Genomic DNA, 26,102 nt, shown 5'->3' with positions numbered 1-26,102 from the left:
GCCCGCGCGGGCCTTGGGGGGCGCCGCCCGCGCGGGCCCGGGGGCGGGGCGTCGGATCCCCGGGGGCGGGGCGTCGGAGTCCCGGGGGGCGGGGCGTCGGGGGAGTTTCCACGGGGACCGCCGTGCGCGACCATGGAACCAGGGGCACCACCCCGGCCCCGTTCCAGGCCCGGCCTGGCTCCTGACGCACGACGAACGGAGTACGCACGTGACGAACGACGCCCCCGGCCGCCCGGTTTCCGGCAGCGTTCCGGCCCCCGCCGACACGCCCGCCCCCGCCGGCCTCCCCACCCCCGGCGCCCCGGCCGACCACGGCGCGACCGACCGCGAGATCGCGGCCGTCGAGGAGCACAGCGCGCACAACTACCACCCGCTGCCCGTCGTGATCGCCGCCGCCGAGGGCGCGTGGGTGACCGACGTCGAGGGCCGCCGGTACGTCGACATGCTCGCCGGGTACTCGGCGCTCAACTTCGGCCACGGCAACCCGCGGCTGATCGCGGCCGCGAAGGCCCAGCTCGACCGGGTGACGCTCACCTCGCGGGCCTTCCACCACGACCGGTTCGCCGAGTTCTGCCGGAGCCTGGCCGAGCTGTGCGGCAAGGACATGGTGCTGCCGATGAACACCGGGGCGGAGGCGGTGGAGACCGCGGTCAAGACCGCCCGCAAGTGGGGTTACCGGGTCAAGGGCGTACCGGACGGCCGGGCCAGGATCGTGGTGGCCGAGGGGAACTTCCACGGCCGCACCACCACGATCGTCAGCTTCTCCACCGACGCCGAGGCCCGCGCGGACTTCGGGCCGTACACACCGGGGTTCACCGTCGTCCCCTACGGCGACCTCGCCGCGATGGAGGCGGCGGTCGACGACGACACCGTGGCGGTGCTGATCGAGCCGATCCAGGGCGAGGCGGGCGTGCTGGTACCGCCGCCCGGCTACCTCGCCGGGGTACGGCGGCTGACCGCCGAGCGCGGGGTGCTCCTGGTCGCCGACGAGATCCAGTCCGGCCTCGGCCGGACCGGCCGCACCTTCGCGTGCGAGCACGAGGACGTGGTGCCCGACGTGTACGTCCTCGGCAAGGCGCTGGGCGGCGGCGTCGTCCCGGTCTCCGCGGTGGTCGCCTCCCGCGACGTGCTGGGCGTCTTCCACCCGGGCGAGCACGGCTCCACGTTCGGCGGGAACCCGCTGGCCTGCGCGGTCGGCATCGAGGTGGTGGCGATGCTGCGCACCGGCGAGTACCAGCGGCGGGCGGCGGAACTCGGGGACCACCTGCACCGCGAGCTGGCGTCCCTCGTCGCCGACGGCGCGCTCACCGCGGTGCGCGGCCGCGGGCTGTGGGCCGGCCTCGACGTGGACCCCTCCCTGGGAACCGGCCGCGCCCTCACCGAGCGCCTGCTGCGCCGGGGCGTGCTCGCCAAGGACACCCACGGCTCCACGATCCGCCTCGCGCCCCCGCTGACCATCACCAAGGAGGACCTCGACTGGTCCCTCGCCCGCCTCCACGACGCCCTCACCTGACCCCGCGGCCTCGGGCCTGATCAGCCGAGCAGGCGCGCCACTTCACGGCAGAACTTGTCGAAGGACGGAGCCCCGGCCCGGGCCGCCTCCAGGTCGAAGCGCTGGGCGAAGGACGGCTGGTGCGCCGGCGGCCGGTAGGTGATGCCGGGAGGCATCCGGTCCGACAGCCATTCCTTCGCGCCCCGAACGGCCTCCGGGTCGGGCGGCGGGACGAGGTCGTGGGGCAGTCCCATGTGCCCGGCCAGCCCGGAGGCCCCGGCGAGGAACCACGCCTCGAACTCTCGCACGGCCACGATCGCCGTCAGGGGAACGTGGCCGTGGCTCTCGCGCGCCAGGTCCCGTACCCGGGCGGACAGCTCCACGGCGCAGTCGTCGTCGGCGTCGAGAAGGACGAGGACAGCGGTGGGAGACGGCCGGCGGGCCGTGACGACGGTGAGTGCCTGCGCGAGGTGGTCCGGCCTGAGCATGCGGTCCCGCGGAAGGCGGTACGGCTGCTGGATGTCGGCATAGGCGCCCTCGTGCAGGTGCGGGACGAGCCGGTGCAGCAGGCCCTGGAGGGCTCGCTCCTCCCCGTGACCCTCCACCACCGGTGCGATCACCGGGTAGGAGCCGTTCACCGCCCGCTGCCCTCCTGTGGCCGCATCTCCCCGCTGCGCAGCAACTCGGGAAGGGACAGCACGCCATCGGCCAGCAGACGGCGGCCGGTCTCGTCGATCGGCCCGATGACGCTGCCGTGACCCTCGTCGCGGACGACCAGCAGGTGATCGGGATCAGCCGCGGGGTTGTCCAGCAGGTCGGCGCTCTGGGTGGTCACCATGACCTGGGTGTTCTGCGACGCGCCCGCCAGCGCGTCGTACAGGGCGCCCAGCATCGGCGGATGCAGGGAGATCTCCGGTTCCTCGATGCCGACGAGGGGGATGGAGCCGGCCAGCGCGCGCGGCTGGTAGAGGGCGGCCAGGACACCGGCCAGCCGCAGGGTGCCGTCGGAGAGCGACCTCCGGTCGACCTCCTTCTGCCGTCCGTCCTCCAGGAAGCGCCCGACGACGTACGCAAGATCCGCCTCGGGGATCTCCCTCCCGTCCAGCCCGGCCGCGTTCTCGATCATGGTGGCGATGTAGCCGTCGACGACGTCCTTCGCCGCGGGTGTGCCGTGGGCCAGGGCGCTGAGTACCCGGGCCAGGTGCTGCCCCTGTTCGCCCAGGGGGGACGCGCCACGGGAGCGGCGCGTCTGATCGACGTCACGCAGGACGGGGGTGTGCAGTTCGTAGAACCGCATGGCCCGCAGATGCCAGGGGACGACGTCACGGCGGCGCGACGCAGCCAGGTTGTGGGGCCGGTCCTCGGACGCCGATTGCGGCGTCAGGGAGAGGGTTCGACCGGCGAGGGACAGCTCCTCGCGTCTGACGCCGGGTCGGCCGCCCTCGTCGGCGACCGCTCCTACTTCCGCCAGGTAGGACGCGTCCGCCCTGGCTGACCCGTCGTCGGGATCCTCCGCGGGGACGTGCAGATCGAGCTGGATGCGGAAGAAGTCCGCAGGGGCACCGGTCGAGGGCCGGTGGAGCACGCCTTCCAGGCCGCCCCGCGACTCGAGCGCCTGCTCGAGTGGAAGACGGAGGGCGTCCCGCACGAAGCGCAGGGCATCGAGGAAGTTCGACTTGCCGGCCGCGTTCGGCCCGGCGATGACCGTCAGCGGCCCGACCCGCACGTCACAGGCAGGGATCGAACGGAAGTTGGCGATCCGCACGCGCGTCACGAGTACGCCGGGCGCACTGGCGCTGGCCGTCGCGCCCACCTTCTCGTCCACCGACGCCGACGGTCGATGATCTTCCGGCTGTTCCACGTTCGCCACACTACCGAGGTTGCGGGTTCCCCGATTGCAGGCTGCCCGGTTGCGGATTCCTCTCGTGCGGAAGCACGGGGAGAGCGGAAGCACGTGGAGAGCGGCGCGACAAGCTTCGCCCGCGGGGCCGGGCGGGGTGGTGGATGTCCCGCCGGGGTGGGGACGGGGACGGCGGTGGGGGGCAGGGGGCGTGGGTAGCATCGGCGGATGGTGACGGGACTGGTGGCGGCGCTCGGCGCCGCGGTGTGTTTCGGCGCGGCCACCGCCCTCCAGGCCAGGGCCGCCCGGCTGGCAGCGGCGGGCGGGGGCGGCGGCGCCGCGGGCCTGCTCGTCGCGGCGCTCCGCCAGGCCCCCTACCTCGGCGGCCTCGCCCTGGACGGCGCCGGCTTCGTGCTGGAGGTGGTCGCGCTGCGCGCCCTGCCGGTCTACACGGTGGGCGCCGCGCTGGCCGCGAGCCTGGCGGTCACCGCGGTGCTCGCCGGCCCGCTGCTGGACGTGCGGCCCGCCGGCGCGGAGTGGGCCGGGGTGGCCACGGTGTGCGGCGGGCTGGCCCTGCTGGCGCTGGCGTCGGGCCGGGAGGGGCCGGGCCACGGCGACGCGACCCTGCGCTGGGCGTCGCTGGCGACGGCGCTCGCGGTGCTCGCGGCCGGCGCGGTTCCCGCCGCGCGGCTGCCCCAACGGTCCCGGGCCGCGCTGCTCGGCCTGGGCGCGGGGCTCGGCTTCGGCGTGGTCGAGGTCGCGGTGCGGCTGCTCGACCCGGTCACCGTCGGGGCGCTGGCGGCGAACCCGGCGTCGTACGCCCTGCTGGTCGGGGGCGCCGGCGCCTTCCTGCTGCTCACCTCGGCGCTTCAGCAGGGCTCGGTCACGGCGGCCACCGCAGGGATGGTGCTGGGCGAGACGGTCGGCCCCGCGCTGGTCGGGGTGCTCGCGCTGCACGACCGGACCCGGGACGGCTGGGCGCCCGCGGCCGTCGCGGGTTTCGTGCTCGCGGTGGCCGGCGGGCTGGCGCTGGCCCGCTACGGGGAGGGCGGGACCCCGGCGGCGGCCGCCGGCCCCCGGCCGACGGCCGGTGTCACGCTCGGGTCCGGGGGCTGAGCCGGCTGGTCACGCCGATCCGGTTCCAGGCGTTCATGGTCACGCACATCGCGATCAGCCGGGGCAGCTCGTCCTCGTCGAAGAGCGCGGCGGCGCCGTCGTACGCCGCGTCGGGCACCCCGTGCGCGCCGAGGGCGGTGACGGCCTCGGCCAGGTCGAGGGCGGCGCGCTCGCGGGCGGTGAAGAACGGGGTCTCCCGCCAGACCGTCAGCCCGGTGAGCTTCTGCTCGGTGACGCCGAGCGTGCGGGCGCTCGCACTGTGCGCGTCCACGCAGAAGGCGCAGCCGTTGAGCTGCGAGACGCGCACCCTGACCAGTTCCCGGACGACCGGGTCGAGCCCGGCGGACGCGGCCTCGTCCAGGGCGATCATCGCCCGGTAGAAGTCGGGCGCCTTCGCGTTGAGGTCGATCCGGCGCGGCGGGGCGGGCACGGCGGGGTCGGCCGAGGCGTCCGAAGTGGCGGTCGGGGCGGCCGGAGCGGGCGAGGGGGCGGACGGGGCGGAAGCGGTCTGTTCGGAAGCGCTCATGCCTTCACGGTAGGCACGAAGTGGATCCGTCCCGTGGTCCACTTGGAGCATGAACGCACGGGCCACTTCGGGCGAGCCGGAACAGCGGGACCGGGCCGCCGCGCCGGGCCGGTCCGGCGGGTACGACCTGCTGATCGACCTCGCGGCCGAGCGGAGGCGCGGCGCCGGGGCCCGCGCGGGCCTGGAGGCGGCGCTGCGCGAGGCGGTCCGGGACGGCAGGCTCGCCCCGGGCACCCGGCTGCCGTCCAGCCGGGCGCTCGCCCGCGACCTGGGCCTGGCGCGGAACACGGTCGCCGACGCGTACGGCCAACTGGTGGCCGAGGGCTGGCTGACCGCGCGGCAGGGGTCGGGCACGGCGGTCGCGGCGCGGCAGGCCGCCCCCGCGCCGCCGTCCGCCCGCCGGTCCGCGCACCCGGCCGCGCACCCGGCCGCGGGCAGCAGCGGAACCAGGAGGGCGGACGGCACCCGGGGCACGCACGGGAACGGGCGCGCCGCCGGCACCGCGGCGGTGCCGGACGCCGTGCGGCTGCCGTACTCGCTGTGGCCCGGCTCGCCCGACGTCTCCGCCTTCCCCCGGGCCGCGTGGGGCGCCGCCGCCCGCCGGGCGCTGACCGCGGCGCCGAGCGAGGCGTTCGGCTACTCCGACCCGCGCGGCCGCCCCGAGCTGCGCGAAGCGCTGGCGTCCTACCTGGCCCGGGTCCGGGGGGTGCGGGCCGACCCCGAACTCCTGGTGGTCTGCACCGGTTTCGTGCAGGCGGTCGGCCTGCTCGCCCGGGTGCTGCGGGCCCGCGGCGGGCGCCGGATCGCCGTGGAGGAGCTGGGCTTCCCCGACACCCGCACGCTGCTGCGCGCGAACGGGCTCACCACGCTGCCGCTGCCGCTGGACGGTGACGGCGCCGTGGTGGACCGCCTCGACGGCACGGCGGACGCGGTGCTGCTCACCCCGGCGCACCAGTTCCCGACCGGCGTCCCCCTCTCCCCCGCGCGGCGGACCGCGGTCGTGGACTGGGCCCGCGCCATGGGCGGCCTGGTCCTGGAGGACGACTACGACGGCGAGTTCCGCTACGACCGCCAGCCCGTCGGCGCCCTGCAGAGCCTGGCGCCCGAGCACGTCGTGTACGCCGGGACCGCGAGCAAGAGCCTGGCGCCCGGACTGCGGCTGGCCTGGCTCGCGGTGCCGCCGGACCTGGTGGACGCGGTGGTGCGGGAGAAGCGCATGGCCGACCACCACTCCCCGGTGATCGACCAGTTGACGCTGGCGGAGTTCATCGGGTCCGGTGCCCACGACCGGCACGTGCGGCGGATGCGGCTGCGCTACCGGGCGCGCCGGGACCGGCTGGTGGCCGCGCTCGGCGAGCGGGTGCCGTCGGTACGGGTCTCCGGCATCGCCGCCGGGCTGCACGCCGTCGTCGAACTGCCCGCCACCGCGGGCCCGTTGGAGGAGCTGACCGGCCGCGCCCGGCAACGCGGCCTGGCGCTGGGCGGGTTGGACCTGCTGGGCGCGCGCGCCGACCGCCCCGCGCTGGTGATCGGCTACGCCACCCCGCCCGACCACGCCTTCGGCGGCGCGCTGGACCGGCTGTGCGAGGTGCTGGCGGAGTTCTGCGGCTGAGGGCCGTGTTCCGCGGCTGAGGGCCGTCCCGCCATCCCGGCGGGCGTGCGACGACGGGTACGGCGCCGGGCGCCCGGCACGCGCCCGGCACGCGCGCGGCCCCGCCGCTCACCTGAGTGAGGGGCGGGGCCGCGGGGCCCGACGCGTCGGGCCCGGACAGGACGCGGGGCTCAGATCAGGCCGAGGGCGCGCACCGCGTCGCGCTCCTCCACCAGCTCCTGGACCGACGCGTCGATGCGCGGCCGGGAGAAGGCGTTGACGTCCAGGCCCTGGACGATCTCGTACGTGCCGTTCTTCGTGGTCACCGGGAAGGAGGAGATCAGCCCGGCCGGGACGTCGTAGGAGCCGTCGGAGACGATGCCCATGGAGGTCCAGTCGCCGTCCGCGGTGCCGTTCACCCAGGTGTGGACGTGGTCGAGGGCGGCGGACGCGGCCGAGGCGGCGGAGGAGGCGCCGCGCGCCTCGATGATGGCCGCGCCGCGCTTGGCGACGGTCGGGATGAAGGTGTCGGCGAGCCACTGCTCGTCGCCGATCACCTCGGCCGCGTTCTTGCCGCCGATCTCCGCGTGGAAGACGTCCGGGTACTGCGTGGCGGAGTGGTTGCCCCAGATCGTGACGCGCTTGATGTCCGCGACGGCGGCACCGGTCTTCTTCGCGAGCTGGCCGACCGCGCGGTTGTGGTCCAGCCGGGTCATCGCGGTGAAGCGGTCGGCGGGCACGTCGGGGGCCGCGGACTTCGCGATCAGGGCGTTGGTGTTGGCGGGGTTGCCGACGACCAGGACCTTGATGTCGTCGGCCGCGTGGTCGTTGATCGCCTTGCCCTGCGGCTTGAAGATGCCGCCGTTGGCCTCCAGCAGGTCACCGCGCTCCATGCCCTTGGTGCGGGGGCGGGCACCGACCAGCAGCGCCACGTTGGCGCCGTCGAAGGCCACGTTCGGGTCGTCGGTGATCTCGATGCCGCGCAGCAGCGGGAAGGCGGCGTCGTCCAGCTCCATGGCGGTGCCCTCGGCGGCCTTGAGGCCCTGCGGGATCTCCAGCAGCCGGAGCTTCACCGGCACGTCCGCGCCGAGGAGGTGGCCCGAGGCGATACGGAAGAGGAGCGCGTAGCCGATCTGGCCGGCCGCTCCGGTGACGGTGACGTTGACGGGAGTGCGAGTCATTGCCTTCTCCTGGCCTTCTGCTTCGGGTGGTGCTGCGGGTGGTACTGGCGGGTACTCGGTCGCCCCGGCAGTGGCCCGAGCGGCCCCGAACGTGGATCTCTCGGCGTCAAGAGAGCCGCTTGCCAGGCTATCGCGCGCCGCGCGCGGAGATGACGCGGCCTCCTGTGGCCCGGGTCACCGAGAGGTGCGGCCGGACCCGGGCGTACGGGCGCGCGTACGGCCCCGGGCGCACAGCCACGGGCGTACGAGGGCGCGTGTGTTCGGCCCCGGGGGCGCGGGTTCCCACGGGCGCGCCTCGGGCCGCGTGGCGCCGTCAGCCGAGGCACACGCCGAGGAGGACCAGGCCCAGGCAGAGGGAGGAGCGGGTCGGGGAGGGCGACGGGCTCGGGCCGGCGGGAGTGGTGGGCGGCGGGGCGGAGGGGGGCGCCGCGGAGGCGCCGGCCGAGGTCCCGCCGCCGCCCGCGGCCGGCCCGCTCGCGGCGCTGCCTCCGGTCGGGCCGACCGTGGACGGCGTGCCGGCCCCCCTCGTCCGGCCGCCCGCCGCACCGGCGTTGACGGGGCCGGCCGTGCCCGCCGACCCCGCCGTCGTCCCGCTCCGGCCGGCGCCGTGGGCCTCCGGGTCGGCGCCACTCGTGAGGGGCCGGTCCCCGCCGTCGGTGTCCGGGTCACTCGATCCGGTGACGCCGGCTGTGCCGCTGCCGCTGCCGCTGCCCGGCTGCCGCGGGGTGCCGTCCGTACCGCCGTGGGACGGCGTGGCGGTGCCCGGTCCCCCGGACGCGGAGAACGTCGGGTTCGCCTGACCCGCGGGGGCCCGGCCGGTGCTCGGCCCGGCGGTGAGCAGGACCGCCACCAGCGCGCCCACCGCGAGCAGGGCGATGGTGCCCAGCAGCAGGAACTGCCGGTGGCGGCCCGGAAGCCCCTCCGACTCGGCGAGCGGGTCGAGGGGGTCGGGGTTCGGCACCGCCCGCCCGCGACCGCGGTCGCCGCCACCGGTGCTCGCCTTCTCCGCCAGCCGCCACAGCTCGCCGACCCGGTCGTAGTCGGCGCCGCTCGCCTGTGCCAGCACCTCCACCGCGTCCAGCGGCGGCACCTGGCGGGCGGCCAGGGCGCGTTCCCAGGCCCCCACGGGGTGGGCGGTGCGCGCGGCCAGCGCCGGAACCGTCAGGCCGCTGCGGTCCTTCATCCGGCGGAGCTGCGTGGCGAGCCGCCGCACGTCCATCGGAATGCGCTGCGCCAACGGCTCCCACTGCCCCACGGCCACCCCTCGCCCTCACCCGGCCACGTTTCCGGGCAACGCTAGGAGGGCGCCGCCCGACCTGACGGATTTCGGCTGAACCCGGCGGAATCGGCCACCGCCGTGGTAAGGCGGCCCTCCCGAGGTGATGCGGTGCGGGGCCGCCTGCCCGAGGGCGTCGGGGCACCCGCGCGGGTCGGGGCGCCCCGCCTCCTCAGCGGACGGAGAAGTGGATGATGTCCTCCAGGAACGGGATGCGGATCAGCGGGTCCGGCTGCGCCATCATCCCGAGCAGGATGATCGCCGCCCCGAGGATGCCGTAGGTGATCACGTCGGTGAACCTGCTGCGCACCGCGAGCATGCCCACGGCGGTGACCGCCCAGCGCAGGCCGGCGCCGAGCAGCAGCGACGCGCCGATCAGGATGGTGCCCGCCCGGAACTGGCCGGTCGCGGTGACGACGAGCCCGATGACCGCCCCGGCGATGACCGCGATGATCGGCCACTGCCGTACCGGCGCGGGCGCGTCGCCGCCCGCCGCGCGGCCGCCCCCCTCGGGCCGGGCGACGCCCCGCGTGACCTCGGGCCGCCCGCCCGGGTCGGTGGACGCGGAGCGCGCGGTGCCCTCGGGCACGTCTGCGGGTCGGCCCGCCGCCGCCTCAGCCGACATGGCCCGCCGCCGTCCGCTCGGCCGCCTCGACGACGTTCCGCGGCAGGAGCGCGCGGGTCATCGGCCCGACGCCCCCGGGGTCCGGCGAGATCCACGCCGCGGCCCCGGCCACGGCCGGGTCCCCCGGCTCCGGCGCCCGGTGGGCGTCGAGGCCCCGACGCAGCGGCAGTCGGACGATCCGGCCGGTGCCGGCCGGATCGCCGCCGACCGGCAGGGTGCCGGGACCGGGACGGACGCCGTGGTCCTCAAGTGCTTGGACCCTGGCGGTCAACTCGGACGTGGTCGCGGCGGCCGTGGCCTTGCCATCGAGAATCTGGGCGGTCATGGCTCCATACTCGCGGATGGCCCGGCGGCGGTACCAATCCGTGCCCGGCCCCCGGCCCCCGACCGCCCCCGACGACCTCCCGGCCACCGGCCACCGGCCACCGGTCACAGGAACGGGTCCCGCCCGGCGGAACCCGCCGGGCCCGGGGCGTCAGGATCCGCCGGACAGGTCCCAGCTAGCTCGCGTCGCGGATGGTGACGGTGTGGACCATCTTGTCGGCCCAGGTCTGGCGCTTCTCGTCCCACAGCGGCCAGAGGAACCCGAGGAAACAGGGAAGGGCGTCCAGGCCGTGCAGGACGCGGCGTCCGAAGGCACGGCCGAAGCCGAGGGCGGACCCGTCCGCCTCGCGCAGCAGCCGGACGCCGACGATGCGCTTGCCCGGTGTCTGGCCGGTCCGCCCCTCGCGGTAGGAGAGGAAGAGGACGGCGGCCAGTGACAGCAGGGCGCCGACGAGTATGAGCACGGCGGAGCCGGTGGGCACGTGCGGCGCGGCGCACTGCGCGTGCGGGATGCCGCGGGCGTCGCAGGCGTCCCAGGCGTCGACCTGCTTGGCGGCGAACCGCCCGTAACCCGCGAGGAACAGGCCGGTCGGCACGAGGTGGAACATCAGGCCGTCGAGCACCATGGCCCCGAGGCGGGCGCCCCAGCCCGCCGGCGGCGGCATCCCGGGCGGCAGGCCGCCGGCCGCCGGGTAGCCGTACGCGCCGGCCGGGTAGCCGTACCCGGCCGGCGGGTACGGGTAGCCGTAACCGCCTGGCGCATGGGCCGGCGCCCCGCCGGGGGGCGGCCCGCCCTGGCCGTACCCGGACGGACCGTAGGACGGCGGCTGCCCGTACGGCTGCGGGGACGGCGCGCCGTACGGGCCGGCGGGGCCGGGAGGCTGGCTCACGAACGGATTCCTTGGGCAGCGGGGGACGATGCGTGCGCGCACATCGTCCGGCCCCGGCCCCCGCCCGCGCAAGGGCTCGCGCGCCCCCGCGAGGTCGGGGGCGCCGCCCCGCGAGGTCACACGCGGGGTCAGTGGAAGAAGTGCCGCGTCCCCGTGAGGTACATGGTGACCCCGGCCTTCGCCGCCGCCTCGACCACGGCCTCGTCACGGATCGACCCGCCGGGCTGGACCACGGCCCTGACCCCCGCCGCGGTCAGCACCTCCAGCCCGTCCGGGAACGGGAAGAACGCGTCGGAAGCGGCGTACGAACCCGCGGCGCGCTCCGCCCCGGCCCGCTCCACCGCCAGCCGCGCCGAGTCGACCCGGTTGACCTGCCCCATCCCGACCCCGACGGTGGCACCGTCCTTCGCCAGCAGGATCGCGTTGGACTTGACCGCGCGGCAGGACCGCCAGGCGAAGGCGAGGTCGGCGAGTTCGGCCTCCGCCAGCGGCTCGCCGGTGGCCAGGGTCCAGGTGGACGGGTCGTCGCCCTCCGCCTGCAACCGGTCCTTGGCCTGGACGAGGACGCCGCCCTCGATCGGGCGGTACTCGGTGGCGGCGGCGGGCGCGTCGGCGCAGCGCAGCACCCGGATGTTCTTCTTGCGGGCCAGCACCTCGACCGCGCCCTCGTCGTACGCCGGCGCGACGATCACCTCGGTGAAGATCTCCGCGACCTGCTCGGCCATCGCCACCGACACCGGGCGGTTGACCGCGATGACACCGCCGTACGCGGAGACCGGGTCGCACGCGTGCGCCTTGCGGTGCGCCTCGGCGACGTCCGCGCCGACCGCGATCCCGCACGGGTTGGCGTGCTTGATGATCGCCACGCAGGCGCCGTCGTGGTCGTGGGCGGCGCGGCGGGCGGCCTCGGTGTCGACGTAGTTGTTGTACGACATCTCCTTGCCGTGCAACTGCTCCGCGCCCGCCAGGCCGGTACCGCTGCCGTCGGTGTAGATCGCGGCGCCCTGGTGCGGGTTCTCGCCGTACCGGAGGGTGTCGAGGCGGGTGTACGTGGCGCCGGTGAAGGCGGGGAACTCCTCGTCGGCGCTGTAGCCGTCGAGGAACCAGGAGGCCACGGCCACGTCGTAGGCGGCGGTGTGCTGGAACGCCTCGGCGGCGAGCTGCTTGCGGGTGGCGAGGTCGAAGCCGCCGTCGCCGACCGCGGCGAGCACGTCGGAGTAGCGGGCCGGGCTGGTGACGACCGCGACCGAGGGGTGGTTCTTGGCGGCGGCGCGGACCATGGAGGGGCCGCCGATGTCGATCTGCTCGACGCACTCGTCGGGGCTCGCGCCCGAGGCGACGGTCTCGCGGAAGGGGTAGAGGTTCACCACGACCAGCTCGAACGGCTTGACGTCCAGCTCGTCGAGCTGCCGGCGGTGGTCCTCCAGGCGGAGGTCGGCGAGGATGCCGGCGTGCACGCGCGGGTGCAGGGTCTTCACCCGGCCGTCCAGGCACTCGGGGAAGCCGGTCAGCTCCTCGACCTTGGTGACCGGCACGCCGGCCGCGGCGATCCGCCCGGCCGTCGAGCCGGTCGACACCAGCTCGACGCCGGCCGCGTGCAGGCCGCGGGCCAGCTCCTCCAGGCCGGTCTTGTCGTAGACGCTGATCAGCGCGCGGCGCACGGGCCGCTTCGCTCCGTTCGCCGCGATGCTGTCCTGCGAGGTGTCCTGGGGGGTGGCGCTCATGCCGGAATCAATACCTTTCGTCCCTCGATGCGGTAGCCGTCGCGCGACAGGCGTCCCACCACGTCGACGAGCAGACGTCGCTCGACTTCCTTGATGCGCTCGTGGAGCGCGTCCTCCGTGTCGTCCGGCCGGACCTCGACCACGCCCTGGGCGATGACCGGTCCGGTGTCGACGCCGTCGTCGACGAAGTGGACGGTGCACCCGGTGACCTTGGCGCCGTAGGCGAGCGCGTCGCGCACGCCGTGCGCCCCGGGGAAGCTGGGCAGCAGCGCCGGGTGCGTGTTGACGATCCGGCCGCCGAACCGGGCCAGGAACGCCGGGCCGACGATCTTCATGAAGCCGGCCGAGACCACCAGGTCGGGGTCGTAACCCCCGGTGGCGTCGGTGAGCGCGGCGTCCCAGCCCGCCCGGTCGGCGTGGTCCCGCAGCCGCACCGTGAAGGTGGGCAGCCCGGCCCGCTCGGCCCGCTCCAGCCCGGCGATCCCGTCCCGGTCCGCGCCGACCGCGACGATCCGGGCGCCGTACGCCGGGTCGGCGTCGATGGCGTCGAGCAGTGCCTGGAGGTTGGTGCCGGAACCGGAGACGAGGACGACGAGACGGGCGGGAGTGCGGGCGGCCACGGACGGGGCCTCTCTCGGGCGTGCGGGAATCCCGCGAACGGGGACCCTGGCGGCTGTATTTCGGGCTGCTTGGATGTTTCTATGAGACCGGGGCCGCTCGTTTTGGGGGGACCCTACGAGAGCGCCGGCCGTCAGCAACGATACCGGCACTCCGGACGGCCCCCACGGGACGGGGGAGCGTGCGGGCGGTAGCGTCTGGGGGAGAACACGTACGCGACAGGAGTCGAGCCCAAGGGGATGGCGCATCACATCATGAGCAGCGGCCGCATTGAACTCGCGCTGCGCGCGCCCGAGGGCGATCGGCGGGACAACCCGTTCGCGCCGCCGCCCGAGGGCGCTCCGGACCGGCCGTGGCAGCCGCGGCAGCAGCCGGGCGAACCGTCCGGCGGCTCCGGGCAGCAGGGCGGCGGCTCGGGTTCGGGCGGCGGCAACGGCTCCGGCTCCGGCTCCGGCTCCGGCTCCGGCTCCGGCAACGGGGGTTCGGGCGGCGACGGTTCCGGCGGCGGGACGAACGACGGCCAGGGGTCGGGCACGGGCGCGGACGGCTCCGGCCAGCAGGGCACTCCCCCGCACCCGCAGGGAGCGCCGCAGGCGTGGGGCCACCAATGGAGCAGCCGGCAGCCGCAGTCCGGGCGGCCGGACCCGTTCGCCCGCCGCCCCGGCGAGCAGCCCGGTCCGACCGGGCCGCAGGGCCAGGGCCCGCGCTTCGACCCGACCGACCCGGCGCAGCGCCGCTCGCGGTACGCCCTGGTCTGCGGTGGCTGGGGCCTGATCTTCTCGCTGCTCGGCTGGACCCCGCTGGGCCTGCTGCTCGGCGCGCTCGCCCTCTACTGGGGCGTCAGCGCGCTGCGGATGTCCCCCGAGGCACGCGCCGACGCCCGCGCGCAGGCCGCCTCCGCGCTCGCCGACGCGGCCCAGAGCCCGCGCCCGGCGCCCCCCGCGCCCGGGCCGGACGCGCAGCGCTCGTTCCTCACGGCGGCCTGGACCGGCGTCATCACCAGCGCGCTCACCCTCGCGATCGTCGGCGCCACCTACGGGTTCCAGATCGCCTACCGCGACTACTACGACTGCAAGTCGGACGCGCTGACCGCGCCGGCCTCGCACGCCTGCCAGAAGCTCCTCCCCTCCCCGCTGCGCGGCCTGCCCGCCCTGCGGGACTAGGACTGACCGGCGGATCGCGCCGGTCGCGCCGTGAGCCCGGCAGGATCCGCCGGACAGGCCCGAGGACCGGCCGGCGCTGGCGCCCTTCGCCCGGATTTCGGCGGCGCCGTGCCGCCCGGACGCCGGGCGCGCCTCCTCGCCTGGAGGGGACGCGCTCTCCCGGGCGTCGCGGGCGCGCTTCCACCCACGAGCGCGACGCGTCAGTCGGCCGGGGGCGCGGCCGGAGGGGCCGGCGGTTCCGCGGGCGGAGTGGCCGGGGGCGCCGGGGGTTCCGCGGGCGGAGTGGCCGGGGGCGCCGGGGGTTCCGCGGGCGCGACGACCGGCGCCTCTGTAGGCGGCGCTCCGTGAGACGGCGGGCCGGACGGCGGCGGGTCGGACGGGCGGGGCGGGGCCGACGGCGCGGGCGCCGTGGGCGGCGCCGACGGCGGCAGGTCGGGCAGCGGCGGCGGGAAGAGCGGCGGCGGGAAGAGCGGCAGCGGCTCCGGCGCGGGCCACGGCAGGGGATCGGACAGCGCCGGGGCGAGCCCCGGCAGCGGCGGGGGAAAAGCGGCCGGGGTGGTGGAGGAGGCCGGACCGGGTGCGGCCGGGGTGCTCGGGAACGCCGGACGAGGTGCGGCCGGGGCCGGCTTCGGCACGGGGACCGCGGCACTCCCCGCTCCGCCCGGCCGTTCCTTCGCCGTGACGCCGCCCGCCGGCCCGCGCCGCCGCGCCCACGCCACGTCGGGCAGCCGGGGCCTCGGCACCCTCAGTCGGGGCATCCGCAACTCCCCGACCAACGACCGCCACGGATGCGGCGGATGGGCCACGTGGTAGCGGAGCACCAGCGACGCCGGCAGCGCGATCGCCAGCGTCCACCCGGCCGCCGCGGCCCCCGCCCGCCACCAGACCGGCCCGAACTCCGCGAGCCGGTGCGCCCCGAGCGGCCCGCCCGCCCACGCCGCGAGCACCGCGAACCCCGCGCCCAGCGCCAGTGCCGCCCCGGCGGTGACGCGGACCGTGCTCCACACCGGCCATGCGTCGTTGCCCACGAACCAGGCCACCCCGAGCGCGGCCAGTACCGGCAGCGCGAGCGTGGCCCAGCCGATCCAGGACGTGCCGGCGTGCGGCAGCGCGGCCAGCAGCGGGAACCCCGGCAGCAGCAGGTGGTGCCCGGAGGAGCCGGCCGGGGCCGTCGCGCCGCCCACGCCGACGGTGAAGCCGGCCCCGAGCGCGTACGACGCCGCCCACACCGCCAGGTTGGGCACGAGGCCGACCGCCACCAGCAGCACCGAGACCTGTCCCACCAGCGGCCCGCTGAGCTGCTCGTACGTCCGCCCGACCGCACCGGCGTGCCAGATCAGCGCGGCCGCGCCGATCAGCGCGCCGCCGGCCACCAGCAGCGCCGCGGCGCCCGTCGCGGCCCGTACCGCCGCGCCGACCTCCTCGGCGTACGCCCGGTGCATCCGGTACAGGCGGCCCCCGCGGAAGCGGTCGAGCGGCAGCAGTTCCGGCCCGGGGCGCCCGCACCCCGCCCACGCCCCGCACCCGGCCGCGGCCCCCGCGAAGAGCACGGCGTAGGGCGCGGTGACCGGATCGACGTGCACGGAACCGCCGGTCGCGTAGACGGCGACGACCGCGGCGAGGGTGAGGTAGCCGGCGAGCACCCACCCGGTCACCGCGGCGGCGGCGCGCACCCGGGCCGGACCGGTGAGACGCCCCTCGAATCCGGCGTCGCCGACCGCGCCGCCTCCGGGCCCGCCGGCGTCGTCGGGGTCCTTGCCGTCCACGGCAGCCGCCACGGCCGAGGCGGTGCCGCGGAAGACCAGCCACGCGGGCAGCGCGCTCAGCAGCAGCGGAGCGATGCCGACGGGGGCCGGGTCGCCGGAGAGGGTGCTGTCGCGCAGCAGGTCGGCGCCCTGCGCGAGCAGCCACAGGTCGGCGCTGACGTGCAGGGCGTCGCCCAGACCGGTGTCGGGGAAGGGCGAACCGATCCACAGCATCAACACGACGGCGGCGATCCCGCCCAGCCCGAGCCCGGCGGCGGACGCGCCCGCGGCCAGCGCGGACACCCGGAGCGCGGCCCAACGCGGCGGCGGGGCGGATACGGAAGCGGTCAGCGGCTCGGTGGTCTGCGTCACGGCCACCCATGGTGACAGGAACACCCGTTTCGCCCCGGGAGAAGGCGGAAAGTCGACGTGTCGGAGAGGATGTGGCTTATGTGTCATTTTTTCGGACCGTCAGGTAAGCGGAGGGACGCCAGCGGGACGGCGGGGGCGTGGCGGGGGGCGGTCCGATGAGTGCGCGGCGCAAGTCCCGCAAGCGGTCGGCGGCGGCTCGGGCGCGGAACGGCGGCGCCGCCGCACGGCCCCGCCCCGCGGCTCGCCCCGCAGGTTCGGCCGACGGTCCGCGCGGCGACGCGGCCGGCGCCGCCTCCGGTACGGCGACGGGCCGCGCCCCGGGCACGGGGCAGAAGGCGGGCCGCCAGGCCGAACCTCGGAAGCGGGGGGCCGCGCGGGGCGACCGCACCCGGACGGCCACGGGTTCGGGAGTGGCGACGCGTACGGCCCCGCCGACCTCGGCACTCGTGGCCGCCGCGGCCCCGACCGTCATCGGCACGCCGACCCCGACGGCACCCGGGAGCACCCCCGCGCTCCCGCCCCCGCCAACCCCCGCAGCGCCCGGCCGACCGGCTCCCGCCGCCCCCACCGCGCCCGCGTCCGCCCCGGCCGCACCCCGAACCGGCACCCCCACCCCCGCACGGCGCCGCAAGGCCACACCCGCCGCACCCGAACCCACCGACACCGCCCCCGCCAAACCCGCACCCGCACCCGGCCAACGGCCGCCCCGGACCCCCGAATCCAAGCCCCACCCCGCCACACCCCGACCCACCGCGCCCACACCCGGCCCGGCCGCACCCCGAACCGGCACCCCCACACCCGCAGGGCGCCGCAAGGCCACGCCCGCCGCACCCGAACCCACCGACACCGCCCCCGCCGAACCCGCGCGGCGCCGGAAGGACGCAGCCGGGGCCGCCACCTCCGCGGCGGACCGCGCCGGGCGCGACGGGTCCGGGTCCACCGCGCGCTCGGCCGCTCCCGTCACCGGTTCCACCGGCGTTCCCGCCCTGGACCTCGGGCTTCCGGGCGACGCCTCCCCCGAGGACGCCTTCGACGCCCTCCACCGGCACATTGCCGGGGCCCTGCTCCGCCAGGCGGAACTGCTCACCGGCGACCCGGAGCAGGCCCGCAAGTCGGTGGCGCACGCCTTCGCCCTGGCCTGGCAGCGGTGGCCCGAAGTGGCCCGGGACAGCGACCCGGTGGGCTGGCTGCGCGCGGCCGTCCACGAGCACGCGCTCGCACCCTGGCAGCGGTGGGTGCCCGAGTGGGCGGGCGGGCACCGGCCGCGGCCGCGCACTCCGGACGATCCGCTGGCGGCGGCCCTCCTCACGCTTCCGCCGCGCCGGCGCTCCGCGCTCCTGCTGCACGACGGTCTGGGGCTCGACCTGCCCGCCGCGGCGGCGGAGGCGGAGGCGAGCGAGGAGGCGGCCGCGGCGCGGATCACCGCGGCGCGCGAGGCGCTGGCGGACGCGGTGCCGGGCCTCGCCGAGGAGGCGCTGCCCGAACGGTTGGGCGCGCTGCTGGAGCAGGCCCCTGCTCCCGTCGCCGACACGCCGTCAGATGGAGGCGGGGGTTCGGGTGCACGGCCGTCCGGCCGCCCGGCCCCCGGGCCGACCGGGCGGCCGGACGGCCTGCGGGCCGACAGCGAGCGCGCGGCGCGGCGGCGTACCGTCGGCTCCTTCGCGCTGACCGCGGTGATCGCCGCGGCCACCACGGTCGCGGTGATCGTCACCCCGGCCCACCGGCCGTCCCCGCCGCCGCGCCAGGCGGGCCGGCCGGGCCCCAGCGCGCCCGCGCCTTCCCGTACGGCCGGTCCGACCGCCGCCGGACCCGCCACCGCCGGAGCGACCGCGTCCGCACAGCGCGGCGGCGCGGGTCCGCTCCCTTCCGGGAGGCGGACCCGCGCCGCCGTCAGCCGCTGATCCGGCCCTCGGGCCGGTCCGCGGTCAGCCCGCCAGGATCGCCCGGGCCAGGCGCGCGGTCTCGGACGGCGTCTTGCCGACCTTGACGCCCGCGGCCTCCAGGGCCTCCTTCTTCGCCTGCGCGGTGCCGGAGGAGCCGGAGACGATGGCGCCCGCGTGGCCCATGGTCTTGCCCTCGGGCGCGGTGAAGCCCGCGACGTAGCCGACGACCGGCTTGGTCACGTTCTTCTCGATGAAGGCCGCGGCCCGCTCCTCGGCGTCGCCGCCGATCTCGCCGATCATCACGATCAGGTCGGTCTCGGGGTCGGCCTCGAACGCGGCGAGCGCGTCGATGTGCGTGGTGCCGATGATCGGGTCGCCGCCGATGCCGACCGCGGACGAGAAGCCGATGTCGCGCAGCTCGTACATCATCTGGTAGGTCAGCGTGCCCGACTTGGAGACCAGGCCGATCCGGCCCGGCTTGGTGATGTCGCCCGGGATGATGCCCGCGTTCGACTGGCCGGGGGTGATCAGGCCGGGGCAGTTCGGGCCGATGATCCGGGTCTTGTTCCCCTTCGCCTGGGCGAGCGCCCAGAACGAGGCGGTGTCGTGGACGGCCACGCCCTCGGTGATCACGACGGCGAGCGGGATCTCGGCCTCGATCGCCTCGACGACCGCGCTCTTGGTGAACTTCTCCGGTACGAAGATCACCGTGACGTCCGCGCCGGTGGCCTCCATGGCTTCCTTGACGGAGCCGAAGACCGGGACGTCGCCCTGCTCGAAGGTGACGGTGGTGCCGGCCTTGCGCGGGTTGACGCCGCCGACGATGTTGGTGCCGTCGCCCAGCATCAGGGTGGTGTGCTTCATGCCGGTGGCGCCGGTCATGCCCTGGACGATGACCTTGCTGTCCTTGGTCAGGAAGATAGCCATGGTGTCTTGAGTCCTCTTCCCTTACTTCGCAGCCAGCTCGGCGGCCTTGTCGGCCGCGCCGTCCATCGTGTCGACGCGCTGCACCAGCGGGTGGTTGGCGTCCGAGAGGATCTTGCGACCCAGCTCCGCGTTGTTGCCGTCCAGCCGGACCACCAGCGGCTTGGTCACCTGCTCGCCCTTGGAGGCCAGCAGTTCCAGGGCCTGCACGATGCCGTTGGCGACCTCGTCGCAGGCGGTGATGCCGCCGAAGACGTTGACGAACACGGACTTCACGTCCGGGTCGCCGAGGATGATCTCCAGGCCGTTCGCCATCACCTCGGCGGAGGCGCCGCCGCCGATGTCGAGGAAGTTGGCGGGCTTCACGCCGCCGTGCGCCTCACCGGCGTAGGCGACGACGTCCAGGGTGGACATGACCAGGCCCGCGCCGTTGCCGATGATGCCGACCTGGCCGTCGAGCTTGACGTAGTTCAGGCCCTTGGCCTTGGCCTTGGCCTCCAGCGGGTTCGCGGCGGCCTTGTCCTCCAGCGCCTCGTGCTCCGGCTGCCGGAAGGCGGCGTTCTCGTCGAGCGAGACCTTGCCGTCGAGCGCGACGATCCGGCCCTCGCCGGTCTTCACCAGCGGGTTGACCTCGACCAGCAGCGCGTCCTCCTTGACGAAGACGGTCCAGAGCTGCTGGAGCACGTCCGCGACCTGGTCGGCGATGTCGGCCGGGAACTTCGCGGCGGCCACGATCTCGGCGGCCTTCTCCGGGGTCACGCCCTCCAGCGCGTCCACCGCGACCTTGGCCAGCGCGTCGGGGTTCTCCTCGGCGACGACCTCGATCTCGACACCGCCCTCGACGGACGCCATGGCGAGGAAGGTGCGGTTGGTGCGGTCGAGCAGGAAGGAGACGTAGTACTCCTCCTTGATGTCCGCGGTCTGGGCGAGCATGACCTTGTGGACCGTGTGGCCCTTGATGTCCATCCCGAGGATCGCCTCGGCCTTCGCGACCGCGTCGGCCGGGTCGGCGGCGAGCTTCACACCGCCGGCCTTGCCGCGGCCGCCGACCTTGACTTGCGCCTTGACGACCGCCCGGCCGCCGAGCCGCTCCGCCACCTCGCGCGCCGCCTCAGGCGTGTCGATGACTTCACCGGCCAGCACCGGTACACCGTGCTTGGCGAAGAGGTCCCTCGCCTGGTACTCGAACAGGTCCACGCGCGTCCGTCTCCCTTATGGTCTTCTGGATTCCTCGGGCATGGCCCGGAATTCAGCGTCTCGCAGGCGGCTGCCGCCGGAAGTACAGCGCCGCCTGATCGGCTGGGCGTGCCGCTACGGGCAGGGCGACTGTGCACAGTCACAAGGGAAGCGCACACGGTGACCGAGTACGCGGCATGTCCGTCTTGCAGGTTATCGCCGTGAACCGTGACGTCCTAAATCGTGCCTCACATGAAGGCGGTGAGAACGGTCACAACTTCCTGCGGATCGGGCGGACCCGGGCAGCGCCGCCGGCGGGGCGGCCGGGCGGGTCGGGGACCGGACGGGAGAGGCCGGTCAGGGCCCGGAGCGCAGGTCAGGGCTCGGGTACGGGCAGGGGGCGCTTCTCGATCGCGGCGGCCATGATCTCCGGAAAGAGGTCGGGCGTGCAGGCGAACGCCGGTGCGCCCAGGGCGGCGAGCGCGGCGGCGTGCTCGCGGTCGTAGGCCGGCGCGCCCTCGTCGGACAGCGCGAGCAGCGCCACGAACTGCACGCCGGACGCCTTCATCGCCGCCACCCGCCGGAGCATCTCGTCGCGGATACCGCCCTCGTAGAGGTCGCTGATGAGCACCACGACGGTCTCGGCGGGCCGGGTGATCAGCGACTGGCAGTACGCCAGCGCCCGGTTGATGTCGGTGCCGCCGCCGAGCTGGGTGCCGAAGAGCACGTCCACCGGGTCGTCGAGCGCGTCGGTGAGGTCGACCACGGCGGTGTCGAAGACCACCAGCTTGGTGTCGATGGAGCGCATGGACGCGAGGACGGCGCCGAACACGGAGGCGAACACCACGGACGCGGCCATCGAGCCGGACTGGTCGATGCACAGCACGACGTCCTTCTTCACCGCCCGGTCCGCGCGGCCGTAGCCGACCAGCCGCTCGGGCACCACGGTGCCGTGCTCGGGCAGGTAGTGCCGGAGGTTGGCCCGGATGGTGCGGTCCCAGTCGATGTCGCGGTGACGCGGCCGGTACGTCTTCGCCGAGCGGTCCAGCGCGCCGGTCAGCGTCGCCCGGGTCCGGGTCGCGAGCCGCTTCTCCAGGTCGGCGACCACCTTGCGCACCACCGCCCGCGCGGTCTCCTTGGTGGTCTCCGGCATCGCCCGGTTCAGGGACAGCAGCGTGCCGACCAGGTGGACGTCCGCCTCGACGGCCTCCAGCATCTCCGGCTCCAGCAGCAGCGCGGACAGGCCGAGCCGGTCGATCGCGTCCCGCTGCATCACCGAGACGACGGAACTCGGGAAGTAGGTGCGGATGTCGCCCAGCCAGCGGGCCACCCGCGGCGCCGAACCGCCGAGCCCCGCCGACCGCTCCGTGCCCCCGCCCTCCCCCTGGCCGGACCGCCCGCCCCCGTAGAGCGCGCCGAGCGTGCGGTCCATCGCCGCGTCCCGGCCGCTCAGTTCGCAGCCGGTGCCCTCGGCCGCTCCCCCGCCGAGGACGAGCCGCCAGCGCCGCAACCGCTCCTCGGGATCGGCGGCGGGGTGGAGGGTGCCGGCGGCGGTGGCGGTGCCCGGCGGTGTGGCGGGCACGGTGGCGGGCGCGGTCGGGTGCGGTGTGGGCGTCATGCGTGTGCTCCCTCTCGGGTGTCCGGCTCGGCCGGCTCCTCGTCGTCCAGTTCTGCGGGGCCGGTGGTGCCGGCCCGGCCGAGCAGCAGCCGTACGGTCCTGGCCGCCTTGTTCGCGCGAATCCGGTCCAGTTCGGGGCCGAAGCCGGGCAGCCCCGCCTTCCCGGTGCCTCCCGCCACCGCCCGCGGTCCGCTCGCCGCGGCCGGCCCGCGCCGCACCAGCTCGCCGACCGAGCGGCGTACGCCCGGCTCGAACTCCGCGAACGTCCGCCGCAACAGCGGCAGCACGTCGGTGAACGCCTCCTGCGGGACCCCCGCGAGCCAGCCGTCCACCAGCCCGAGCAGGCGCTCGTCGTGCAGCAGGAGCATCCCGCCGCCGGCGAGGAAGCCCTCGACCCAGCCGGCCGCCTCGGCCGGTCCGGTGCCGGGCGAGAGCGCGAGGCCCATCAGGCGGGCGGCCTCCGCCGCGTCCAGTCGGCCCTCGTCCAGCAGCAGCCGGGCGGCGGCGCCCCGCAGCAGCCCGGGTACCGAGTCGTCCCGCTCGGCGAGCGACCGCAGCATGCCGGCCCAGCGATCCCGCAGGCCGGCGGCGGCGCCGGGTGCGGAGCCGGATGCCGCACCGGGGGAAGGGGAGGAGGCGGACCCGGGTTCGGGTGTGCCCGCGGGTGCGGGTGCGGATCCGCGTTCGGGCGCGGTTTCGGGTGCGTCCGCAGGTGCGGGGTCGGGCTCGGGGTCGGGGTCGGGCAGCAGGGCGATCGCGCGGTGGACCTCGTCCAGGTGGGTGCGCAGGGCCGCCGCGCCGTCCCGGTCCAGGTTGGCGCAGGCCGGCGGGAACCCGATGCGGACCCGCTCGGCGAGCCCGGCCGCGACCCGGGCGAGGGCGGCGGAGTCGGTGCCGCGTACGTCCCCGTACCGGACCGCGCGGACCAGCGCGGGCAGCGCCGCGGCGAGGTGGGCGACGTCCGCGTCCAGGGCGGCGCGGTCGGCGAGCACCCGCATCACCGCGGGCAGGGCGTCGGACAGGCCCGCCAGCAGGCACCGTTCGGCGACCGAGGTGACGTCGGCGAGGGTCGCCGCGGCGATCGCCGCCTCCTGGGCGCGGGTACCGGCAGCGGCCTCCACCGTGGTGCCCCAGATCCCTGCCTCGGCCACGCGGATCGCCGACTCCGGCTCCCAGCGCAGCTTCCAGGTCTCCCGGAAGGTGCCCTTGCCGCCGCGCGCGGCGCCCGGCTCGCCCCAGTCGACGCCCAGCAGGCGCAGCCGGTGCAGCAGCCGGCTGCGGCCGGCGTCGGTCTCCTTGCGCAGGTCGAGGTCGAGTTCGCGCTCCAGCGCCTCGGGCTTCAGCCGCAGCCGCCGCTGCTCCCGGGCGAGGTCGCGGGCGAGCGGCACCGCGGGGGCGTCCGGCGGGACCTCGCCGAGCGCGTCCCCGACCACGAGGCGGTCCCGGATCAGCGCCAGCGGCACCTCGGAGCCGTCGCACATCACCGCGCGCACCGCGTCGACCGTCTCACCGAGGCCGGCCAGCGGGCGGCCGCGCATCGCGGCGAGCGTGTCGGCCAGCCGTACCGACTCGATGACGTCGGCCGAGGAGACCGGCAGGTCCTCCTCGCGCAGCAGGCCCGCCACCTTGGTCATCCACCGGGTGACAGGGCGGTCCGGCGCGGTGAACAGGTGCTGGTACCAGCCCGGGGAGTCGATCCCGGCGCCGTATCCCCCCGCCCGGGCGAGCCTGCGGTGGGTCCAGGGCACCCAGGTCGTCTCGACCTTCGCCTTCGGCAGTCCCTTGAGCAGGTTCCGGTCGGCGGTGGCCGTGGCGGGGCCGAGCGCGGGGACGTGCCAGGCGCCGCAGACCACGGCCGTCCGGGCGTACGCCCGGCGGGCCTCGCGCAGCCGCAGCCTCATGTGCGCCTCGCGGAGCGGGTCCCGGTCGTCGCCGCCGTCGCCGTACGCCGTGCGGATCGCGGTCATCGCCTCGGCGATCGCGGCGAACGGTGCCAGCGGGTCGGCTCCGTCCCCGGCCTCCCCGCTCTCCTGGCCGCTGCCGCGGTGCTCGACCGCGTCCTCCCACCAGCGCTCCGGGTCGTCGTACCCCGCGGTCTCGGCGAGCACGGCGAGCGGGTCGACCCGCAGGGAGGCGGGGTGCGGTCCGGCGCCGGGTCCGGCCGTCGATCCGCCGTCGGATCCGGCGCCGGGTCCACCGCTGTCGCTGCCGGGGGCGGGGCCGGGATCGGCCGGATCGGGTTCCGCGGGAGCGCCGGGAGCGGGCTCGGCCTCCCGCATCGCGAGGGTGTGCGCGGCCGGCAGGTCGATGAACCGCACCACCGCGCCCGCCTCCGCCGCCCACCGCATCGCCACCCACTCCGGGGAGAACTCGGCGAACGGCCAGAACGCGGCGCGCGCCGGGTCGTCGGCCACATGGGCGAGCAGCGCGACCGGGGGCCGCATCGCCGGATCGGCGGCCAGCGCGGTCAACGCGTCGGCCTCCGCCGGTCCCTCGATCAGGACGGCCTCCGGACGGTAGGCGTCCAGGGCGGCACGCACCGCCCGCGCGGAGCCCGGGCCGTGGTGCCGCACCCCGAGCAGCACCACGTCGTCGGCGGCGCGGGCGGACCGGCCGCGCCGGGGCGCGGGCACCACCGCCGGCGGGGACGCGGACGGGGTCGAGGCGGGCGCGGTCGAGGCGGACCGCACCCCGACGGCCCCGCCGTCCGGCGCAGTCATGCGGACACCTCGCGGCAGGCCCGGTAGAAATCCTTCCAGCCGTCGCGGCCGCGGACCACCGTCTCGAGGTACTCCTGCCAGACCAGCCGGTCCGCGGCCGGGTCGCGGACCACCGCACCGAGGATGCCGGCGGCGACGTCCCCCGCGCGCAGCACCCCGTCGCCGAAGTGCGCGGCGAGCGCGAGTCCGCCGGTGACGACGGAGATCGCCTCGGCCGTGGAGAGCGTGCCGGAGGGCGACTTGACCTTGGTGCGGCCGTCCTCGGTGACGCCGCCGCGCAGCTCGCGGAAGACGGTGACCACGCGGCGGATCTCGTCGGCGCCGCGCGGGACGGCGGGCAGGTCGAGGCCACGGCCGAGCTGGTCGACCCGGCGGGAGACGATGTCCACCTCCTCCTCCGCGGTCGCGGGCAGCGGCAGCACCACGGTGTTGAAGCGGCGGCGCAGCGCGCTGGACAGCTCGTTCACCCCGCGGTCGCGGTCGTTGGCGGTCGCGATCATGTTGAAGCCGCGCACGGCCTGGGTCTCGGTGCCCAACTCCGGTATGGGCAGGGTCTTCTCGGAGAGGATCGTGATGAGGGTGTCCTGCACGTCGGCCGGGATGCGGGTCAGCTCCTCGATCCGGGCGATCCGGCCCTCGGCCATGGCGCGCATCACCGGGCTGTGCACGAGGGCCGCGGGAGTGGGGCCGTGGGTGAGCAGCTGCGCGTAGTTCCACCCGTAGCGGATCGCCTCCTCGGGGGTGCCCGCGGTGCCCTGGACCAGGAGGGTGGAGTCGCCGCTGATCGCGGCGGCGAGGTGTTCGGAGACCCAGGTCTTGGCGGTGCCGGGCACGCCGAGCAGGAGCAGCGCACGGTCGGTGGCGAGGGTGGTGACGGCGACCTCCACGACGCGGCGCGGGCCGACGTACTTCGGGGTGATCACGGTGCCGTCCGGGAGGGTGCCGCCGAGCAGGTACGTCGCGACGGCCCACGGGGACAGCTTCCAGCGGGCCGGGCGGGCGCGGTCGTCGGCGGCGGCGAGCGCGGCGAGTTCGCCGGCGAAGGTGTCCTCCGCGTGCGGCCGCAGGGCCTGCTCGGGGGCGGGCGCGGCGCTGCCGCCGGAGCCGGCCGGAGCGGTGGCCGGCCCGCGGCCGGACCCGGCCTGCTCCCGGCCGTCGGTGCTGCTGCTGGTTTGGGACATGAGCGACAAGGTTCTCCCCCACTCGCTTGCGCGGGACCTGCCGGACCCGTGCTCGTTCGGTGTGTTTCCCACGATGCACCCGACCACTGACAATCGGTCACCCACCGCTATCCGCGC

General features: G+C 76.2%; 20 protein-coding genes and 1 pseudogene. 5 read left to right on the top strand and 16 right to left on the bottom strand.

The window, feature by feature from the left end; all coding sequences use genetic code 11:
* The first annotated feature begins 331 nt into the window (after positions 1-331).
* Complete coding sequence (gene rocD / locus RVR_RS22720) at positions 332-1,513, top strand: ornithine--oxo-acid transaminase (RefSeq protein WP_202238931.1); 1,182 nt, start codon at positions 332-334, stop codon at positions 1,511-1,513.
* A 20-nt stretch (positions 1,514-1,533) separates the two neighbouring features.
* On the opposite strand, the gene RVR_RS22715 is transcribed toward rocD, so the two are convergent.
* A complete protein-coding gene (locus RVR_RS22715; RefSeq protein ID WP_202235634.1) occupies positions 1,534-2,130 on the bottom strand; it encodes a DUF4276 family protein in 597 nt (198 codons plus the stop codon).
* Positions 2,127-3,353 carry an AAA family ATPase gene (locus RVR_RS22710; protein ID WP_202235631.1) on the bottom strand — a complete coding sequence of 409 codons (1,227 nt, stop codon included), beginning with the start codon at positions 3,351-3,353 and terminating at the stop codon, positions 2,127-2,129. Before RVR_RS22710 ends, RVR_RS22715 begins: the two co-directional genes overlap by 4 nt.
* A gap of 207 nt (positions 3,354-3,560) precedes the next feature.
* Between RVR_RS22710 and RVR_RS22705 the strand changes: the two genes are divergently transcribed.
* The gene (locus tag RVR_RS22705) at positions 3,561-4,448 is read left to right on the top strand and encodes a hypothetical protein (protein ID WP_237404899.1); all 888 of its coding nucleotides are present in this window, start codon (positions 3,561-3,563) and stop codon (positions 4,446-4,448) included.
* On the opposite strand, the gene RVR_RS22700 is transcribed toward RVR_RS22705, so the two are convergent.
* Positions 4,426-4,974 (bottom strand): carboxymuconolactone decarboxylase family protein, encoded by a 549-nt coding sequence (locus RVR_RS22700; RefSeq protein ID WP_202235630.1) that lies wholly within the window; start codon positions 4,972-4,974, stop codon positions 4,426-4,428. The genes RVR_RS22705 and RVR_RS22700 overlap by 23 nt on opposite strands.
* 49 nt (positions 4,975-5,023) lie before the next feature.
* On the opposite strand from RVR_RS22700, the gene pdxR reads away from it, so the two are divergent.
* Entirely contained in the window at positions 5,024-6,586 is a 1,563-nt protein-coding gene (gene pdxR / locus RVR_RS22695) for a MocR-like pyridoxine biosynthesis transcription factor PdxR (RefSeq protein WP_202235629.1), read from the top strand.
* Positions 6,587-6,756: 170 nt separating this feature from the next.
* On the opposite strand, the gene RVR_RS22690 is transcribed toward pdxR, so the two are convergent.
* From RVR_RS22690 to purN, 7 genes and pseudogenes are all read right to left on the bottom strand, one after another.
* Positions 6,757-7,746 carry a malate dehydrogenase gene (locus tag RVR_RS22690; RefSeq protein ID WP_202235628.1) on the bottom strand — a complete coding sequence of 330 codons (990 nt, stop codon included), beginning with the start codon at positions 7,744-7,746 and terminating at the stop codon, positions 6,757-6,759.
* Between the two features lie 313 nt (positions 7,747-8,059).
* A complete protein-coding gene (locus RVR_RS22685; protein ID WP_202235627.1) occupies positions 8,060-9,001 on the bottom strand; it encodes a helix-turn-helix domain-containing protein in 942 nt (313 codons plus the stop codon).
* Positions 9,002-9,194: 193 nt separating this feature from the next.
* Positions 9,195-9,647 carry a DUF3017 domain-containing protein gene (locus RVR_RS22680; protein WP_202235626.1) on the bottom strand — a complete coding sequence of 151 codons (453 nt, stop codon included), beginning with the start codon at positions 9,645-9,647 and terminating at the stop codon, positions 9,195-9,197.
* Positions 9,637-9,882: pseudogene (locus RVR_RS22675) on the bottom strand (hypothetical protein); the annotation flags it as partial. The gene RVR_RS22680 and the pseudogene RVR_RS22675, both read right to left, overlap by 11 nt.
* A 265-nt stretch (positions 9,883-10,147) precedes the next feature.
* Entirely contained in the window at positions 10,148-10,861 is a 714-nt protein-coding gene (locus tag RVR_RS22670; RefSeq protein ID WP_202235624.1) for an RDD family protein, read from the bottom strand.
* Between the two features lie 128 nt (positions 10,862-10,989).
* Entirely contained in the window at positions 10,990-12,585 is a 1,596-nt protein-coding gene (gene purH, locus RVR_RS22665; protein WP_202235623.1) for a bifunctional phosphoribosylaminoimidazolecarboxamide formyltransferase/IMP cyclohydrolase, read from the bottom strand.
* Entirely contained in the window at positions 12,582-13,205 is a 624-nt protein-coding gene (purN, locus tag RVR_RS22660; RefSeq protein WP_202235622.1) for a phosphoribosylglycinamide formyltransferase, read from the bottom strand. Before purN ends, purH begins: the two co-directional genes overlap by 4 nt.
* Before the next feature lie 237 nt (positions 13,206-13,442).
* On the opposite strand from purN, the gene RVR_RS22655 reads away from it, so the two are divergent.
* Positions 13,443-14,366, top strand: coding sequence for a hypothetical protein (locus RVR_RS22655; RefSeq protein WP_202235621.1), 924 nt, complete (start codon positions 13,443-13,445; stop codon positions 14,364-14,366).
* Positions 14,367-14,566: 200 nt separating this feature from the next.
* Here the strand turns inward: RVR_RS22655 and RVR_RS22650 are convergent, their stop codons facing one another.
* Positions 14,567-16,483: a cell division protein PerM gene (locus RVR_RS22650; RefSeq protein ID WP_202235619.1), complete on the bottom strand. Its 1,917-nt coding sequence runs from the start codon at positions 16,481-16,483 to the stop codon at positions 14,567-14,569.
* Between the two features lie 410 nt (positions 16,484-16,893).
* Here RVR_RS22650 and RVR_RS22645 point away from each other — a divergent pair, with 410 nt between their 5' ends.
* Positions 16,894-18,384: a sigma factor-like helix-turn-helix DNA-binding protein gene (locus tag RVR_RS22645; RefSeq protein WP_202235618.1), complete on the top strand. Its 1,491-nt coding sequence runs from the start codon at positions 16,894-16,896 to the stop codon at positions 18,382-18,384.
* A 24-nt stretch (positions 18,385-18,408) separates the two neighbouring features.
* On the opposite strand, the gene sucD is transcribed toward RVR_RS22645, so the two are convergent.
* The 5 genes from sucD to RVR_RS22620 all read right to left on the bottom strand — a co-directional run bounded on the left by sucD (position 18,409) and on the right by RVR_RS22620 (position 25,985).
* Positions 18,409-19,293: a succinate--CoA ligase subunit alpha gene (sucD, locus tag RVR_RS22640; RefSeq protein WP_202235617.1), complete on the bottom strand. Its 885-nt coding sequence runs from the start codon at positions 19,291-19,293 to the stop codon at positions 18,409-18,411.
* Between the two features lie 21 nt (positions 19,294-19,314).
* Entirely contained in the window at positions 19,315-20,487 is a 1,173-nt protein-coding gene (gene sucC / locus RVR_RS22635) for an ADP-forming succinate--CoA ligase subunit beta (RefSeq protein ID WP_202235616.1), read from the bottom strand.
* Between the two features lie 355 nt (positions 20,488-20,842).
* Positions 20,843-22,084: a VWA domain-containing protein gene (locus tag RVR_RS22630; RefSeq protein WP_202235615.1), complete on the bottom strand. Its 1,242-nt coding sequence runs from the start codon at positions 22,082-22,084 to the stop codon at positions 20,843-20,845.
* Positions 22,081-24,804 (bottom strand): DUF5682 family protein, encoded by a 2,724-nt coding sequence (locus RVR_RS22625; RefSeq protein ID WP_202235614.1) that lies wholly within the window; start codon positions 24,802-24,804, stop codon positions 22,081-22,083. The genes RVR_RS22630 and RVR_RS22625 overlap by 4 nt, the downstream gene beginning before the upstream one ends.
* A complete protein-coding gene (locus RVR_RS22620) occupies positions 24,801-25,985 on the bottom strand; it encodes an ATP-binding protein (protein ID WP_202235613.1) in 1,185 nt (394 codons plus the stop codon). The genes RVR_RS22625 and RVR_RS22620 overlap by 4 nt, the downstream gene beginning before the upstream one ends.
* Between the last annotated feature and the right edge of the window lie 117 nt (positions 25,986-26,102).

This window comes from Streptomyces sp. SN-593 (assembly GCF_016756395.1).
GTDB classification, from domain to species: Bacteria; Actinomycetota; Actinomycetes; order Streptomycetales; family Streptomycetaceae; genus Actinacidiphila; species Actinacidiphila reveromycinica.
This window is presented reverse-complemented; position numbering and strand designations above follow the sequence as displayed.